The sequence below is a fragment of the Methylobacterium aerolatum genome (genome assembly GCF_022179085.1).
Lineage (GTDB): Bacteria > Pseudomonadota > Alphaproteobacteria > Rhizobiales > Beijerinckiaceae > Methylobacterium > Methylobacterium aerolatum.
The window spans coordinates 107,877-124,072 of the sequence record NZ_BPQE01000009.1; the positions used below are offsets into that span (position 1 = coordinate 107,877).

Below are 16,196 nucleotides of genomic sequence, written 5' to 3' on the forward strand. Positions count from 1 at the left end.
AGGTCGGTGACGGGGAGGTCATTGCAACGCCGACGGGCAAGGCTCTAGAGACGGGCTTCGATGCCCCGGAGGAGGCCGCGCGGATGCAGGAACCGGAAGCCTCGGAGCGGAGCGAGACCGCCCTCGTCGACCCGGAGCGGCATGTCGAGAGCTTCCGGCAGGCCCGGGAGGCGCGGCGGCTGGAGTTGGTCGAGGACTACGTCGAGCTGATCGACGACCTGATCGGCGACGGCGGCGAGGCCCGGCAGGTGGACATCGCCGCCCGCCTCGGCGTCGCCCAGCCCACCGTCGCCAAGATGCTGAGGCGCCTGTGCGACGAGGGGCTGGTGCAGCAGCGGCCCTACCGCGGGGTGTTCCTCACGGAGGCCGGCAAGCGGCTGGCGGGCGAGGCGCGGGAGCGCCACCGGATCGTGGAGCGGTTCCTCTGCGCGCTCGGCGTCAGCCCCGAGACCGCCCGCCGCGACGCGGAGGGCATCGAGCACCATGTCAGCGCCGAGACGCTGGAGGCGTTTCGGGCCTTCGCCGAGGGGCGGCGGGGGTAGGGGCTTGCAGGCGGACCGGCAGGGTCGAAGAGCCGAAAGACCCCGTCCACCCCCCACCCCCGCCTGCGGGGATCGTGGTGGAATTCGGTCGGCGTCCCCGATCCCTGGAGCCCTCCTTCGAGGCCTCCGCTGCGCTCCGGCACCCCAGGATGAGGTCGAGGGCGGGAAGAAGGTTCGCAACGATCCCCTGCCGGGAGAGGGGGCGCACATCCTTTCGCGAGGCTTTCCGGCGACCGTCCACCCCCTCACACCACCGGCGCGGCCACCTTCCGCCGCAGCCCGGTGATCACCGCGCGGAGGATGTCCGCCTCGGCCTCGCCGGGATGGGGCACCACGCCGACGCGGGCGGCGTAGATGCGCTCGTGGACGAAGGCGAGCTTGGCGATCACCGCCGGGGTGAGGGTGAAGGGGTAGAGCGCCGGCTGGCCCATGCTGCTGGAGAGCGAGTTCACCGCGTAGGTGAGGGGGAGCCACGCCTCGATCAGCCTGTCCAGATCCTGCGTGTCGTAGGGATCGAAGTCGATCACCGTCGGGGCCTGGGGCAGCGAACCGACGGGGCGGCGCAGGCGCGGGCGCACGTGCAACTCGAAGGTCGAGGCGGTCTCGATCGTATCGACGATGTGCAGGTAGTGGGCGAAGGTCTCGGCGAAATCCTCCCAGGGGTGGGCGGTGGCGTAGGCCGAGACGTAGCTCTCCTCCCAGTCGGCGGGGGCGCCGCCGGCATAGTGGGCCTGGAGGGCCTGCACATAGTTCAGGCTCTCGTCCCCGAACAGCGCCCGGAATGAGCCCTGGTACGGGCTGTTCATCACCAGCAAGTACCAGAAGTAGTGCCCGATCTCGTGGCGGAAGTGCCCGAGGAGGGTGCGGTAATGCTCGCCGAACAGGATCCGGCGGCGCTCCCGCTCCACGTCGTCGGCCTCCGCGATGTTCATGGTGATCAGGCCGTTGATGTGGCCCGTCAGCACCGGCGGCCCGCCGCCGGAGGTCTCCGAGGGATCGACCAGGAAGTCGAAGGCGAGCCCGTCCGTGTACTGCGCGCGGGTGGCCAGCGGCAGTTCGAGGCGCAGGAGCGAGTAGAACAACCGGTGCTTGGCCGCCTCGATCTGCCGCCAGCGGGTCAGGTTCCACGGCAGGGTCAGGTCGGGCACGACCCGGTTGTGGCGGCAGCAGGTGCAGAAGATGTCGCCGTCCTCTTCCGGCACCAGCCAGTTGCAGCCGCCCGACACGGCGTTCTGGCACAGGCGATAGCGCCGACCCTGATCGGCATAGGCGTGGAAGACCGGGGCGCCGCCCATCAGGGGATGGCCGGAGAAGCCCGCCGGCTCGAGGGCGGAGACCTCGTGGCGGAGGCACACGTAGCCGAGACGACGCTCACAGCTTTCGCAGGCCGTCGCCTCGAAGGTCACCGGCTGGTCGCAGGCTTGGCACTGGAAGATCTTCATCGGCGGCGGTCCCGGGAACCGGCGCGCCGGCTTCCCCCTGCGATCAAGCGGAGCCGGGGGGCAAAGTTCCTGCCACCGCCCCGCCGCACGAAAATTGCTTTGCTCCCGGCCCTTGCCCCATAACCGGGGCCGGTCCGCGCCCATGCGATCCTTCCGACGGAGTCGACGTGTCGATCAAAGTCGCCCTGCACCACGTCACGCACTACCGCTACGACCGGCCGATCAGCCTCGGGCCCCAGGTGATCCGCCTGCGGCCGGCGCCCCACGCCCGCACGCAGGTGCCGGCCTACGCCCTGACGGTCAGCCCGCCGAATCACTTCATCAACTGGCAGCAGGATCCGAGCGGCAACTGGCTCGCCCGCCTCGTCTTCCCCGAGAAGACCGACGAGTTGAAGATCGAGGTCGATCTCACCGCCGAGATGGCGGTGATCAACCCCTTCGACTTCTTCGTGGAGGATTACGCGCAGACGCGGGGATTCGCCTACGACCCGGACCTGCGGGAGGAACTCGCCCCCTACCTCGCCCCCGTGGACGCGGGGGGGCCGGAGATCGAGGCGCTGCTCGGAAGGCTCCCGGAGGAGACCAACACCGTCCTGTTCCTCGTGGCCCTGAACGGGATGATCGCCCGGGAGATCGCCTACGGCGTGCGGATGGAGCCGGGGGTGCAGACCCCGGCGGAGACGCTCACGCTGAAGAGCGGGTCCTGCCGCGATTCGGCGTGGCTCCTCGTGCAGGTGCTGCGCCGGATCGGCCTCGCGGCCCGGTTCGTGTCCGGCTACCTGATCCAGCTCGTGCCCGACACCACCGCCGTGGACGGCCCCGCGGGCGCCTCGGCCGACTTCACCGACCTCCATGCCTGGGCGGAGGTCTACATTCCCGGCGCCGGCTGGGTCGGCATGGACGCCACCTCGGGCCTGCTCACCGGCGAGGGCCATATCCCGCTCGCCGCCACGCCGCATTACCGCTCGGCCGCGCCGATCTCGGGGCCGCTTGAGCCCGCCAAGACGCAGTTCGACTTCGCGATGGGCCTCACCCGCGTGGCCGAGGCGCCGCGGGTGACGAAGCCCTTCGCGGAGGACGTCTGGACCGCGATGGACCGCCTCGGGGAGAAGGTGGACGAAGACCTCGCCGCCCAGGACGTGCGGCTCACCATGGGCGGCGAGCCGACCTTCGTCTCGGTGGACGACTTCGAGGCGCCGGAGTGGAACATCGCGGCGGTCGGGCCGACCAAGCGCGGCTTGGCCGACCAACTGATCCGCCGCCTGCGCGAGAAATTCGGGCCGGGGGGCCTGCTCCATTACGGCCAGGGCAAGTGGTACCCCGGCGAGAGCCTGCCCCGCTGGGCCTTCGCCCTGTACTGGCGCAAGGACGGGAAGCCCATCTGGCGCGATCCCGCCCTGATCGCCCCGGAGGCGGGCACCGGCTCGGCGACGATCACCCAGGCCAAGGCCTTCACCGAGGCGCTCGCCACGCGCCTCGGCCTCGCGCACTACGTCTTCCCCGCCTTCGAGGACGGCGACGTCTGGGAGAAGAAGCGCGAGGAGCTGCCCGTCAACGTCACGCCGGGCGCGGCGCAGTCGGGCTCCGTGGAGTTCGATGCGCGGATCAAGCGCGTCTACGAGCGCGGCCTCGGCGAGGCGGTGGGCTACGTGCTGCCGCTGGCGAGCCTGCCCACCGGCCAGGACGGCGATGCGGATCGCGTCTGGATCTCGGAAGGGTGGGAGTTCGGCCGCGGCCACGCCTTCCTCGTGCCGGGCGATTCGCCCCTCGGCTTCCGGCTGCCCCTGTCCTCGCTGCCCTACGTGCCGCCGGAGCACTACCCCTATTACCAGCCGCAGGACCCGCTGGAGGAGCGGGGTTCCCTCACGGACGGCGCGAAGCCGGTCGCCAACGGCTCCGGCGTCACCGGCGTCGCGGTGCGCACGGCGCTGGCCATCGAGCCCCGGGACGGGGTGATCCGGGTGTTCATGCCCCCGGTGCAGCGGGTGGACGAGTACCTCGAACTCGCCGGCCATCTGGAGGCCGTGGCGGCCGAGTTGAAGCAGCCCATCCACATCGAGGGCTACGAGCCGCCCTTCGACCCGCGGATCGCCCTCATCAAGGTGACCCCCGATCCGGGCGTGATCGAGATCAACGTCCACCCCGCCGCCTCCTGGCGGGAGGCGGTGGCGATCACGACGGAGCTCTACGAGGAGGCCCGCCAGACCCGCCTCGGGGCGGAAAAGTTCATGACCGACGGGCGCCATACCGGCACCGGCGGCGGCAACCACGTGGTGCTCGGCGGCGTCACGCCCGACGATTCGCCCTTCCTGCGGCGGCCGGACCTGTTGAAGAGCATCGTGCTCTACTGGCAGCGCCACCCGGCGCTCTCGTACCTGTTCTCGGGCCTCTACATCGGCCCGACGAGCCAGGCGCCGCGCATCGACGAGGGCCGCCACGACGGGCTCTACGAGTTGGAGATCGCGCTGGCCCAGGTGCCGGCGCCGGACGCGCCCAACATCCCCCGCTGGCTGGTGGACCGGCTGTTTCGCAACATCCTGATCGACGTCACCGGCAACACCCACCGGGCCGAGATCTGCATCGACAAGCTCTACTCGCCGGACGGCCCGACCGGGCGCCTCGGCCTCTTGGAGTTCCGCGCCTTCGAGATGCCGCCGGACGCGCGGATGAGCCTCGCTCAGCAACTGCTCCTGCGGGCACTCGTCGCGTGGCTGTGGCGGGAGCCGCAGACCGGGAATTGTGTCCGCTGGGGCACGAGCCTGCACGATCGCTTCATGCTCCCGCATTTCCTCTGGGCGGACTTCCTGGACGTTCTGGAAGACCTCCGCCAAGCGGGGTACGATTTCGATCCGGCCGCCTTCGAGGCGCAATCCCTGTTCCGGTTCCCGGTCTTCGGCACGGTGGAGCAGGGCGGGGTGAAGCTGGAACTGCGCCAGGCCCTGGAGCCCTGGCACGTGATGGGCGAGGAAGGGACGAGCGGGGGCACCGTGCGCTTCGTCGACAGTTCGGTCGAGCGGCTGCAGGTCAAGGTCGAGGGCTTCGTCCCCGGCCGGCATGTCGTCGCCTGCAACGGGCGGCGCCTGCCGATGACCTCCACCGGCCGGGCCGGGGAGGCGGTGGCGGGCCTGCGCTTCAAGGCGTGGCAGCCGGCCTCGAGCCTGCACCCGGCACTGCCGGCGAACTCGCCGCTGACCTTCGACATCCTCGATTCCTGGAGCGGCCGGTCGCTCGGGGGCTGCCGCTACCATGTCGCCCATCCGGGCGGGCGCAACTACGAGACCCATCCCGTCAACGCCTACGAGGCGGAGGGGCGGCGCCTCGCCCGGTTCCAGGCCCACGGCCACACGCCGGGCAAGGTCGCGATGCCGGTGGAGGAGGGCAGCGCCGAGTTCCCCCTGACCCTCGACCTGCGGACGCCCGCCCCCCGATGAGCGCCACGCTCGCGATCGGCGTCGAGCCGGGCGAGAGTCCGGCGCAGCGGGTCGCGCGCTGGACCGCGCCGTACCGGCCGGCCCCCGGCCTGCCGGACGAGTATCTCGGCCCCGACGGGCGCCCGCGCGCGGTGTGGCAGCGCCTGCTCGAACGCCTCGGCGGCCTGAGCGAGCCGGAGATCCTGGCCCGCTTCGTCTCGGCGGAGCGGCACATCCGCGACGCGGGCATCTCCTTCCGCATCGCCGGCGACCAGCGGGAGCATCCCTGGCCGCTCGGCTCCATGCCCCTCGTCATCGAGGCGCAGGAATGGCGCGACCTCTCCGCCGGGCTGATCCAGCGGGCCGAGTTGATGGAGGCGATCCTCGCGGACGTCTACGGGCCGGGCGACCTCATCGCCACGGGCCATCTCCCGGCGGCAATCGTCGCCGGCAACCCCGATTTCCTGCACCCGCTCCACGGGGTCTCGCCCCCCGGCGGCCACCACCTGCGGCTCTACGCGGCCGACCTCGCCCGGGGGGCGGACGGGCGCTGGCAGGTGCTGGCCGACCGGACGCAGGCGCCCTCCGGCCTCGGCTGGGCGCTGGAGAACCGCATGGTCCTGGCCCGGACCTTCCCGGACTTCTTCCAGGACCTGCACGTCGAGCGGCTGCCCGGCTTCTACCAGCGGTTCCGCGAGGGGCTGGCGCTCGGGGCCGAGCGGGCCGACCCGCGGATCTGCCTGCTCACCTCCGGCCCCTACAGCTCCACCTATGTCGAGCAGGCGGCGCTCGCCCGCTACCTCGGCCTGATGCTGGTGGAGGGCGACGACCTCGTCATGCAGGACGGGCGCCTGCACGTGCGCACCGTCTCGGGGCTGAAGCGGGCCGACGCCCTGTGGCGGCGGATCGACGCCGACTACCTCGACCCGCTGGAATTGAACGCCGCCTCGCGGCTCGGCGTGCCGGGCATCCTCGACGCCCTGCGCAACGGCTCCCTCGTCATGGCCAACATGCCGGGCTCCGGCCTCGTGGAGTCGGCCGCGCTCGCCCCCTACCTCGACGGGCTGTGCCGGCGCCTCCTCGGGGAGCCCCTGCGCCTGTCCCACCCGGAGGCGTGGTGGTGCGGCGACCTCGAGGGGCTCGCCCATGTCCAGGCCAACCTCGACCGCCTGATCCTGCGCCCCGCCGCGACGCCGCCGCGGGGGGCGGGGCGGGACGCGCTCCTCGCGCCCACGGCGCTGGCGGCCGGGCGCGCCGCCGTCCTGGCCGCCCTGCGCGACCGCCCCTTCGACACCGTGGCGCAGGAGCCCGCGCCCCTCTCGACCATGCCGGGCTGGGAGCGGGGGCCCGACGGCCTGCACCTCGTGCCCCGGCCCTTCGTGATGCGGGTCTTCGCCGCCCGCACCGCCACCGGCTGGACGGTGATGCCCGGCGGCTTCTGCCGGATGTCCGAGCGGGACAACGTCGATCCGCTGGAACTGCGCCTGGGCATCCGCTCCGCCGACGTGTGGGTGCTGTCGGACGAGCCGGTCGCCGCCCCGCTCATCGGCTCCCACGCGACGCCGCGGGTGCGGAGGCTGGGCGGGCACCTGCCCGCCCGGGCGGCGGACGGGCTGTTCTGGTTCGGGCGCTACGCCGAGCGGGCGGAGGCGGTGACGCGCCTGACGCTCGCCCACCTGCGCAGCATCGGCGACGCGGTGGGCGCCGACATCTCGGGCTCGCCCGATACCCCCGCCGCCCTGGCGATCCGCGCCCTCCTCGACGAGTGGGCCTGCGTCGCCGCCGCCGACCTGCCCACCGCCGCGCTCGCCCAGGAGGCCCTCTGCGGCCGCGACCAGCCGGGCTCGGCCCGGTCCCACGTCACGGCCGCCCGCCGCAACGCCGCCGCCCTGCGCGCCCGGCTCTCCGGCGAGACCTGGCGGGTGCTCGCCGACCTGTCGGACCTCCTCGGCCTCGACACCGAGCGCCACTTCACCGAATCGCAGCTCGCCGCCCGCGCAGAGCGGACGCTGAGCCACCTCGCGGCCCTCTCGGGCCTGTCCCACGAGAACACCAGCCGGGCGGAGGGCTGGCACTTCGCCGAACTCGGGCGGCGGGTGGAGCGGGCGATCAACACCTGCACCTTCGCGCTCGCCTTCGCCAACGACGAGGCGACGCCGGGTTGCCTCGGGACCATGCTGGCGCTGGCCGACTCGCAGATCGGCTACGGCCGCCGCTACATGCAGGGCGCCGCCCTCGATCCCGTCCGGGACATGGTGCTCCTCGACCCCTACAACCCGCGCTCCATCGCCTTCCAGATGGAGGCTATCGTCCGCCATCTCGGCGAGTTGCCGGCCCTGTCCGCCGACGGCATCCCCGAGCCGCACGCGCGGCTGGCGGGCCGGATCCTGGCGGAGCTGCGCGCGGGCGAGGCGGCGGAGTTCGACGCGGTGCGCCTGACGACGCTGGGCACCGACCTCGAGCGCCTCGCCGACGGCATCAGTGCCCGCTATTTCCCCACCGGGCCGCACGCACCGCGGCCGGAGAAGCTGACGGGCCTCGCCTGATGGGTGCGTTCACGACCGAGGCGGGCGGGGCATGATCTACACCCTGCGCCACCGGACGACCTACCGCTACGGGCGGTCGGTGAGCTTCGCCCGCTGCTCGCTCCGCCTCAAGCCCGCGGAGGGGGAGGGGCAGAGCGTGCTGGCGAGCGCCGTCACCATCGATCCGAGCCCGGCCCGGGCGGTGAGCCGCCGCGACTATTTCGGGATCGAATCGCTCGCCATCACCATCGCGGCGCCCCACACCACCTTCAGCGTCGAGGCCCTGTCCACGGTGCGCGTCGAGCGCCCGGACCCGCCCGCTCCGGAGGAGGGGATGGCCTGGGAGGCGGTCCGCGACGGGGTCGTCGCCGGGCGGGACATCTCCAGCCGGGCGCCGGTCCACTTCCTCTATCCGAGCGACCGGGTGCCCCTCCTGCGCGAGGTGACCGACTACGCACGCCCGAGCTTCGCCCCCGGCCGCTCCGCCTACGGCGCGGCGCACGACCTGATGCGGCGGATCGCGCAGGATTTCCGCTTCGACGCCAAGGCGACCACCGTCCGCACGCCGGTGGCCGAGGCCTTCGCCGGACGCGCCGGCGTGTGCCAGGACTTCGCCCACGTGATGATCGCGGGCTTGCGCGGCATGGGCGTGCCGGCGGCCTATGTGAGCGGCTACCTGCGCACCGTGCCCCCTCCCGGCCGCCCGCGCCTGCGCGGGGCCGATGCCAGCCACGCCTGGGTCGCGGTCTGGTGTGGCGAGGCCTGGCACGGCCTCGACCCGACCAACGCCTGCGCCGTGCGGGACGACCACATCGTCGTGGCCCGGGGCCGCGACTACGGCGACGTCGCGCCCATCGACGGCATCGTCAGCGGCTCGGGCCGCCAGCGCCTGAAGGTCGAGGTGGACGTGATCCCCGAGACCGAAATGCAGGGCGACCTCGCCCTGGTGGGGTGAGCGGGGCGCCCTCGCTTGACGGAACGCCGTTCCGGGCCTCTTCAGGGGCGCGATCAGATCGCGCCGAGCGTAGGGACCGAATGGGCGGCCGGGACATCTTCGCGGGGACGATCGCCCGCCGGCTGGAGCGGCCGCACAATGCCTTCGCCGTGCTCCGCCTCGCCCTGGCCGTGGCCGTGGTGGTCTCGCATGCGGGCAGCGTCGGCACCGGCTCCGTCGTCGACGAGCCGCTGGCCGCCTGGACGGGGTTCACCCTCGGCGAGCACGCGGTCAACGGTTTCTTCGCCGTCTCCGGCTTCCTCGTGACGATGAGCTTCGACCGCCGGGGCCCCCGCGACTACGCCCTCGCCCGCGTCCTGCGCATCGTGCCGGGGCTGGTGGCGGCGACGCTCGCCGTGGCCCTTGTCCTCGGACCGGCGATGAGCCGGTTGCCGCCGACGGAGTACCTGCGCGATCCCGGCCTGTGGCGCTTCGTGGAAGGAACGCTCACCGCCTTCAAGAGCAACGCCGCACTGCCGGGGGTCTTCCTCGACAACCCCTATCGCAGCCCCCTCGGAACCGTCTGGACGCTGAAGTACGAGGTCCTGTGCTACCTCGGCGTGCTGGTGGTGGGGCTGGCGGGGTTCCTGCGACGGCGCTGGGCGCTGCCCGCCCTGGCCGTGGCCCTCGCCATCGCCCTCGTCGCCGCGGAGGCCCGGCTCGCCCCCCTGCCGAAGCACTGGGAAACGAACCTGCGCCTGCCGCTGATCTTCTGCACCGGGGCGGCGCTGTATGCCGCCCGGGACCGGGTGCCCCTGTCCGTCCTGCCCGTGATGGCCGCGCTGCTCGCGGGATACTGCCTGCAGGGTGGCGTGCTCTACCGGGCGGTGCTGTTCACCGGCGAGGCCTATGGCGCGATCTGGCTCGCGCTGGGCCCCCTGGCGCGCCTCGCACCCGAGCCGAAGGCCGACCTCTCCTACGGGATCTACCTCTACGGCTGGCCGATCCAGCAGAGCCTGTACGCCCTCGCACCGGGCCTTCCGCCCGTGGCGCTCCTCGCCGCCTCGCTGGTCCTCGTCGTCCCGGTGGCGGCCCTGTCGTGGTACGCCGTCGAGCAGCCGGGCCTGCGCCTCAAGGCGCGGGCGCTCCGGGGCAGGGCGCCCCGGGCTGCGCAGCCGATGGGGCCCTGAGCGCCGTCGAACCCTCGCAATGACGGGGGGGGGGCGCCGGGACCTCGGCGCCGAAGCCGATCAGCCCCCCGTGAAGGCGGCGTGCTCGGCGATCAGCTCGCCCGAAAGCGCCTTGGCGATGAGGGCGCGGGTCTCCGCGACGCCGTAGAGGGCGACGAAGGAGCCGAAGCGCGGGCCCCGCGCCTCGCCGAACAGCACGTTGTACAGGCTCGTGAACCACGCCTGCGACACGCCGGGCCGCCCGTCCGGGCTCTTGGCCTTGCCCGAGAGGTCCGGAAAGTGCCGCCGCCCGACCTCGTAGACCGCCGCCTGCAACGCCTCCGGATCGGTGGAGCCCTCGTGCTCGGACAGCGTCGCCGACAGGTCCTCCAGCGCGGCGCGCTCCTCGGGCGTGGGCTCCCGGTAGGTCTTGGCCGGGCGGACGAAGTCCGTGAAGTACTTCAGGGCGTGGCCGACCAGACGGTCGAGCCCCGGATGCGTCTCCGGCCCGACGCCCGGCGCGTAGCGGCGGATGAAGCCCCACAGCACCGCCGGATCCTCGGTGTTGGCCACCGCCGCGAGGTTGAGCAGCATGGCGAAGGTCAGGCTCGCGCCCTCGACTCGTTCCGGCTCCGGCGGCTGGCCCGCGTGCAGGTGCCAGACCGGGTTGCCGAGGCGGTTCTTCGGATCCTGCCCGGCATAGCGGTCGAGGAAGCCGATGTACTCGTCCACGTGGCGGGGGATCACGTCGAAGAACAGGCGCTTGGCCTCGCGCGGCTTGGCGTACATGAACAGCGCCAGCGAATCCGGCGTGCCGTACTTCAACCACTCGTCGATGGTCAGGCCGTTGCCCTTCGACTTCGAGATTTTTTGACCTTTTTCATCCAGGAACAATTCGTAGTTGAAGCCTTCCGGGGGCTCGCCGCCGAGCGCCCTGGCGATCTTGGCCGAGAGCTTGACCGAGTCGATCAGGTCCTTGCCGGCCATCTCGTAATCGACGCCGAGCGCCACCCAGCGCATCGCCCAGTCGGGCTTCCATTGCAGCTTGGCATGGCCGCCGGTGACGGGGGTCTCGTAGCGCTCGCCCGTGGCGGGGTCGCGCCAGACGATGGTGCCCGCCTCCACCCGCACCTCGTCGATCGGCACCTGCATCACGTGGCCGGTGACGGGATGGATCGGCAGGAACGGCGAGTAGCTCGCCGAGCGCTCGGCGCGCAGCGAGGGGAGCATGATCTCCATCACCGCGTCGTAGCGCTCCAGCACCCGCCGCAGGGTCTCGTCGAACAGGCCCGCGCGGTAGCACGCGGTGGCCGAGCGGAACTCGTAACTGAAGCCGAAGGCGTCGAGGAAGCGGCGCAACTCCGCGTTGTTGTGCGCGCCGAAACTGTCGTGGGTGCCGAAGGGGTCCGGCACCTTCGTCAGCGGCTGGTTGAGGTGGGCGGCGAGCAACTCCCGGTTGGGGACGTTGTCCGGCACCTTCCGCAGGCCGTCCATGTCGTCGGAGAAGGCGATCAGCCGGGTCGGCACGGCATCGCGGGTGAGCACCCGGAAGGCGTGGCGCACCATGGAGGTGCGGGCCACCTCGCCGAAGGTGCCGATATGCGGCAGGCCCGAGGGGCCGTAGCCGGTCTCGAACAGCACCTCGCTCTTGCCGAGCTTCTCCATCCGGGCGACGAGCTTGCGCGCCTCCTCGAAGGGCCACGCGGCGGCGGCGGTCGCGGCCTCGAGGAGGGCGGGATCGAGGGTGAGGGCGGGCGGAGCGGCGGCCATGATATCCGGAGATGGATCGAACGGTGAGAGGCACCCTTAGAGCCGTTCGCGATGGCGTGGCAATCGGGCAGCGCGCGCGGGAGGTCCGCCCGCGCCGGACCGCACCGGGTTTCGGGCGAACCCATTGCCAACAAACGCCGGGCACCTAGCTCAGGCCCGGCCCCTCGAGAGCCACCGCAGCCGGTGCTGCGGCGAATCGATCAGGATGGAGACCCGCCCCCCATGCCGACTTTCCCCCGTCGTGCCCTGGCCTTCGCGGCCCTCGCCCTCACCGCCGCCGCGCCGGCCCAGGCGATCGAGGTCCAGCGTTCGGTCGACATCGCGGCGCCCCCGGCCAAGGTCTGGCAGACGATCGGCGACTTCTGCGGCATCGGCACGTGGCACCCGGCCGTCGAGAAGTGCACGCCCTCCGAGATGGACGGCAAGAAGGTGCGCCTGCTCTCCCTGAAGGGCGGCGGCGCGATCAAGGAGGAGCAGGTCTCCCGGGACGACAAGGTGATGAGCTACACCTACACCATCCTGGAGAGCCCGCTGCCGGTCTCGGACTACAAGTCCACGATCGCGGTGGCCCCCGAGGGCTCGGGCTCAAAGGTCACGTGGAGCGGCACCTTCAACGCCAAGGGCGCTCCGGACACCGTCGCCACCGACGCCGTGCAGGGCATCTACGAGTCCGGCCTGAAGGCGCTGGCCGAGAAGGCGAAGTAGGGCGATTCGCGGGGCGCCCCTCTCCTCTGCGGGGAGAGGAGCGCCCCGCGGGACCGGCCCCGATTGACCCAAGGCCAAGCTCGGCTCAAAACCCTGCGGCTGGCCGGGCGCTTCCGGCACCAAGGAAAGACCGTCGTGGCCGCGTCCCGTCCCTGCCTCGTCCTCCTCTCCACCGCCGCCCTGGCCGCCATCCTCGGCGCCTGCCAGTCGGGCAAGCCGGCGGTGCGCGAGCCGATGGTCGCCGCGGGCGGCCCCCCTCCGGCCGTCGCGCTGCCCACCGGCACCGGCTGCGGCCCGGAGATCGCCCGCACCCGCGCCATCGTCGCGAGCGACGTGGCGACGGAGAACCTCAACAAGGCGGTGGGCGACCGCTTCGATGCGGACCTGGCGCGGGCTGCGGGCGAATGCGCGGCGGGCAAGTCCGGCGAGGCCCTGCACCTGCTGGCCGCCGCCAAGGCGCGCTACGGGTACCGGTAGGATCCACGGGTCCCTGCCGCCGTCATTGCGAGCGCAGCGAAGCAATCCCAGGATCCGCCGCCTTCGGAAACGGCCCGCTGCCCTGGATTGCTTCGCTGCGCTCGCAATGACGGAGCGGGGTCGCGATCCACCGGGAACCGACAGCGTTCCGGCGCGGCCATAACGGGCGGCGTCACACCACGAACAGCAGGTTCAGCCCCGCCCGCCGAAACCCTTCCTCGGCGATCTTGAGGTCGAGCCCGTAGGAGGCGATGTCGTCGGCCACCGGATCGAGGTCCGGCGTCCGGTGCTGATGCAGGTGCTTCAGATAGCTCTGGCAGACCGTGCAGGTCTCCGCCTGCACGTCCGCCGAGACCTCGTCGAGGTTGTAGTAGGTGATCCCCTCGCCCGACCCGCAGGCGGTGCAGCGGATGCGGACGTGGTTCCACAGGGTGCCGCACAGCGAGCAGCTGAGGTAGCGGGCCTTGTCCGCCGGGGTCCAGCCGACGACGAGGCTCGCGGTGGGGGCGCCGCCGCAGCAGGGGCAGACCCCGTCGGCGACGGGCTTCAGCGCCTTGGCGTCGAGGCGGGCGGCCCGCCGGGCGAGGCAGACCTGGAGGGCCGCCGCCACGAACAGGCATTCCGCCACGCGCTCCAGGGGGATCGCGCCTTCGAAGATCTGCACCGCGAGGTCGAGGCGATCCTCGGGCGAGGCGGCCTTGAGGGCGTCGCGCGCCGCCCGGGCCTCCTCGGGGGCCGTGGCGAGGTCGAGGGCGTCGAGGAGCCCGGCGAGGGCCTCCTGGAACGACGGGTCGGCCTCGATGTCGTGGCGGGAGAGGGGTGGCATCCCATGCTCCACCCGCAGCGCCCGGGCGGCTTGGTCCGGCTCGACGACGTCCCAGCCGGCGGCCGCGCGGTCGGCCTCCACCACGGCCTGCGCCCGGGCGACCTCCGCCACGAGACGCAGGTAGGGCTCCAGGGCATGGCCCGGTGCCAGGGCCAGCAAGCGAGCGGCGCGCGCCTTGAACAGCGATCCCGGCTCGGGGAGCCGCACGAAGGGCACCGAGCCCGAAATGCCGATCTTGTCGGGATCGGGATTGATCTCGTCGAAGGACTTTTTCTGTCCTGGCGCGGTGGGCTGGACGTCACCCTTCGAGACCGCCTCGGCGGGCTTGGAGCCGCGCTTGAAGAACCGAACCACTGAGCCGTTTGCCTTTCAAAAGTTAGGGTATGCGGGGAGCGCCACCGCCCGGCACACCCTTACCGTCATGGCGAGCACGGCGAAGCGATCCAGGGCAGCGCGACCCCGGAAGATGGGGCGCCGACCCTGGATTGCTTCGCTGCGCTCGCAACGACGGGAGAGCGCCTACGACCCGCGCTTGTCGACCGACCCCTTGCGGACGGTGCCGCCCGCCATCTGGCGGAACCACTTGCGGTGGTGGCGGTAGGCCCAGCCGCCGGTGACGGTGCCGCGGACCATCGCCCGGCCGGTGCCGCGCACCCAGATGCCGGCGTAGATGTGCACCACGATGATCGCGATGGCGATGACCGCCGCCAGCGAGTGGGCGAGCAGCGCCCAGCGCTGGGTCTCGATGGTGGTGAGCCCGCCGAAATAGGTGTTCCAGATCATCAGGCCGGAGATCAGCATCACGGTGATCAGGGCGGTCTGGCCCCAGAACACCATCTTCTGCCCGGCATTGTACTTGCCGAGTTCGGGCAGGCGGTCCTCGCGGTTGGTGACGACGTCACCGATCCGCTTCGACCACTCCACATCGTCCTTGTTGGGGATGTTGAGCTTCCAGAAACGGATGAACAGGAACACGAAGCTCACCGCCAGGGCGACGCCGAACCAGGGGTGGATCGCCCGCGTCGCCTGCCCGCCGCCGAACAGGCCGGTGAGCGAGAACAGGTAGGGCGAGAACATCGCAAGCCCCGACAAGGTCAGCAGGGTGAACAGGATCGCGGTGATCCAGTGGTTCACCCGCTGCAGGCCCGTGTAGCGGGGGACGTAGAGCACCTCCGGCGCCCCGCCCTTGTCCTGGTGCAGGGGACGGGTCTCGCCGTCGCGAATGTCGGTGTGGATCGTCATCGGCTTCACCCGAAAATCATGGAATTCAAAAGGGCTAGCCCTTTTGCGGGTGCAGGGCTCGGGCCCTGCGGGATGCCGGGGCTTCACCCCGGCACCCCACCAAAGGGATGATCCCTCTGGAAACCCGTGACGAGAGCTCCTCACAAAGCTCCCGGGCACCGGAAGTTCTCCCGCTGGCCTCGGCGGCGCAGCGGGAGTTTTATGACAGGCTCTTAGTGCGGCCGAACCTCGCCGCCGCCGTTCTGACGGCGCTTGGCCTCGGCCATCTCCACCGCCTCTTCCTCCTCCTCCGGCGCCACCTCGTTCGGGCCGGCGGTGACGTAGTGGAAGAAGCCGGCCACCGCCGCGAAGCCCATCGCCGCCAGGCCGAACACCTTGGCCCCGCCCTTCCAGAAGGCGACGAGGGGGGAGATCTTCGGATCGTTCGGCAGACCGGAATAGAGGCTCGGCTGGTCGGCGTGGTGCAGCACGTACATGACGTGCGTGCCCCCGACGCCGGCCGGATCGTAGAGGCCCGCATGCTCGAACCCGCGGGACTTCAGATCCTCCACGCGCGTCTGCGCCTGGTCGATCATCGCCTGCTTGGTGCCGAACATGATGGAGCCGGTCGGGCAGGCCTTGGCGCAGGCCGGAGCCTGCCCCACCGCCACCCGGTCCGAGCACAGGGTGCACTTGTACGCCTTGTGATCGGTCTGGCTGATGCGCGGGATGTTGAAGGGGCACCCCTTCACGCAGTAGCCGCAGCCGATGCAGTTCTCCTCGATGAAGTCGACGATGCCGTTGGAGTACTGCACGATGGCGCCCGGGGACGGGCACGCCTTGAGGCAGCCCGGCTCCGTGCAGTGCATGCAGCCGTCCTTGCGGATCAGCCATTCGAGGTGGTTGGTCTGAGGATTCTCGTATTCCTCGAACCGCATCAGGGTCCAGGTCTTGGCCGTGAGGTCGTGCGGGTTCTGGTAGTTGCCCGTGTTGACGCCCACGTCGTCGCGCAGATCGTTCCACTCCTCGCAGGCCGATTGGCAGGCCTTGCAGCCGATGCACTTCGACACGTCGATGAGCTTGGCGACCTCCACCTGGCGGCGGATCTCCGGCGGCGTCTCCGTGGAGGCGGAGCGCTGGCGGATGTCGAGGGAGCTGTAGTCAGCCATGGTGCT

At 71.6% G+C, this 16,196-nt stretch carries 12 protein-coding genes; 7 read left to right on the forward strand and 5 right to left on the reverse strand.

Going from position 1 to position 16,196, the window contains the following annotated elements:
- The first annotated feature begins 83 nt into the window (after positions 1–83).
- Entirely contained in the window at positions 84–542 is a 459-nt protein-coding gene (gene mntR / locus MFF06_RS06605; protein ID WP_238202247.1) for a manganese-binding transcriptional regulator MntR, read from the forward strand.
- A 245-nt stretch (positions 543–787) separates the two neighbouring features.
- On the opposite strand, the gene MFF06_RS06610 is transcribed toward mntR, so the two are convergent.
- Entirely contained in the window at positions 788–1,984 is a 1,197-nt protein-coding gene (locus MFF06_RS06610) for a zinc-binding metallopeptidase family protein (protein WP_238202249.1), read from the reverse strand.
- A 167-nt stretch (positions 1,985–2,151) separates the two neighbouring features.
- Here MFF06_RS06610 and MFF06_RS06615 point away from each other — a divergent pair, with 167 nt between their 5' ends.
- From MFF06_RS06615 to MFF06_RS06630, 4 genes are all read left to right on the forward strand, one after another.
- Positions 2,152–5,415 (forward strand): transglutaminase family protein, encoded by a 3,264-nt coding sequence (locus MFF06_RS06615; protein WP_238202250.1) that lies wholly within the window; start codon positions 2,152–2,154, stop codon positions 5,413–5,415.
- A complete protein-coding gene (locus MFF06_RS06620; RefSeq protein ID WP_238202251.1) occupies positions 5,412–7,940 on the forward strand; it encodes a circularly permuted type 2 ATP-grasp protein in 2,529 nt (842 codons plus the stop codon). The genes MFF06_RS06615 and MFF06_RS06620 overlap by 4 nt, the downstream gene beginning before the upstream one ends.
- A 31-nt stretch (positions 7,941–7,971) precedes the next feature.
- Positions 7,972–8,874, forward strand: a complete 903-nt coding sequence (locus MFF06_RS06625) for a transglutaminase family protein (RefSeq protein WP_238202252.1) — start codon at positions 7,972–7,974, stop codon at positions 8,872–8,874.
- An 80-nt stretch (positions 8,875–8,954) separates the two neighbouring features.
- Positions 8,955–10,043: an acyltransferase family protein gene (locus tag MFF06_RS06630; RefSeq protein WP_238202253.1), complete on the forward strand. Its 1,089-nt coding sequence runs from the start codon at positions 8,955–8,957 to the stop codon at positions 10,041–10,043.
- Between the two features lie 60 nt (positions 10,044–10,103).
- Here the strand turns inward: MFF06_RS06630 and MFF06_RS06635 are convergent, their stop codons facing one another.
- Positions 10,104–11,792 (reverse strand): lysine--tRNA ligase, encoded by a 1,689-nt coding sequence (locus MFF06_RS06635; RefSeq protein ID WP_238202254.1) that lies wholly within the window; start codon positions 11,790–11,792, stop codon positions 10,104–10,106.
- A gap of 222 nt (positions 11,793–12,014) precedes the next feature.
- On the opposite strand from MFF06_RS06635, the gene MFF06_RS06640 reads away from it, so the two are divergent.
- Positions 12,015–12,497 carry an SRPBCC family protein gene (locus MFF06_RS06640; protein ID WP_238202255.1) on the forward strand — a complete coding sequence of 161 codons (483 nt, stop codon included), beginning with the start codon at positions 12,015–12,017 and terminating at the stop codon, positions 12,495–12,497.
- Positions 12,498–12,632: 135 nt separating this feature from the next.
- Positions 12,633–12,974 carry a hypothetical protein gene (locus MFF06_RS06645; RefSeq protein WP_238202257.1) on the forward strand — a complete coding sequence of 114 codons (342 nt, stop codon included), beginning with the start codon at positions 12,633–12,635 and terminating at the stop codon, positions 12,972–12,974.
- A gap of 172 nt (positions 12,975–13,146) precedes the next feature.
- Here the strand turns inward: MFF06_RS06645 and fdhE are convergent, their stop codons facing one another.
- From fdhE to fdxH, 3 genes are all read right to left on the reverse strand, one after another.
- Positions 13,147–14,154, reverse strand: a complete 1,008-nt coding sequence (fdhE, locus tag MFF06_RS06650; protein WP_238202260.1) for a formate dehydrogenase accessory protein FdhE — start codon at positions 14,152–14,154, stop codon at positions 13,147–13,149.
- A gap of 165 nt (positions 14,155–14,319) precedes the next feature.
- Complete coding sequence (locus MFF06_RS06655) at positions 14,320–15,042, reverse strand: formate dehydrogenase subunit gamma (protein ID WP_238202262.1); 723 nt, start codon at positions 15,040–15,042, stop codon at positions 14,320–14,322.
- Positions 15,043–15,254: 212 nt separating this feature from the next.
- Positions 15,255–16,190 carry a formate dehydrogenase subunit beta gene (gene fdxH, locus MFF06_RS06660; protein ID WP_238202264.1) on the reverse strand — a complete coding sequence of 312 codons (936 nt, stop codon included), beginning with the start codon at positions 16,188–16,190 and terminating at the stop codon, positions 15,255–15,257.
- Between the last annotated feature and the right edge of the window lie 6 nt (positions 16,191–16,196).

What these genes read in the sequence shown, in the direction of transcription:
- mntR (WP_238202247.1), top strand. Translation starts at nt 84, where the DNA reads ATGCAGGAACCGGAAGCCTCGGAGCGGAGCGAGACCGCCCTCGTCGAC.
- MFF06_RS06610 (WP_238202249.1), bottom strand. Translation starts at nt 1,984, where the DNA reads ATGAAGATCTTCCAGTGCCAAGCCTGCGACCAGCCGGTGACCTTCGAG.
- MFF06_RS06620 (WP_238202251.1), top strand. Translation starts at nt 5,412, where the DNA reads ATGAGCGCCACGCTCGCGATCGGCGTCGAGCCGGGCGAGAGTCCGGCG.
- MFF06_RS06625 (WP_238202252.1), top strand. Translation starts at nt 7,972, where the DNA reads ATGATCTACACCCTGCGCCACCGGACGACCTACCGCTACGGGCGGTCG.
- MFF06_RS06630 (WP_238202253.1), top strand. Translation starts at nt 8,955, where the DNA reads ATGGGCGGCCGGGACATCTTCGCGGGGACGATCGCCCGCCGGCTGGAG.
- MFF06_RS06635 (WP_238202254.1), bottom strand. Translation starts at nt 11,792, where the DNA reads ATGGCCGCCGCTCCGCCCGCCCTCACCCTCGATCCCGCCCTCCTCGAG.
- MFF06_RS06640 (WP_238202255.1), top strand. Translation starts at nt 12,015, where the DNA reads ATGCCGACTTTCCCCCGTCGTGCCCTGGCCTTCGCGGCCCTCGCCCTC.
- MFF06_RS06655 (WP_238202262.1), bottom strand. Translation starts at nt 15,042, where the DNA reads ATGACGATCCACACCGACATTCGCGACGGCGAGACCCGTCCCCTGCAC.
- fdxH (WP_238202264.1), bottom strand. Translation starts at nt 16,190, where the DNA reads ATGGCTGACTACAGCTCCCTCGACATCCGCCAGCGCTCCGCCTCCACG.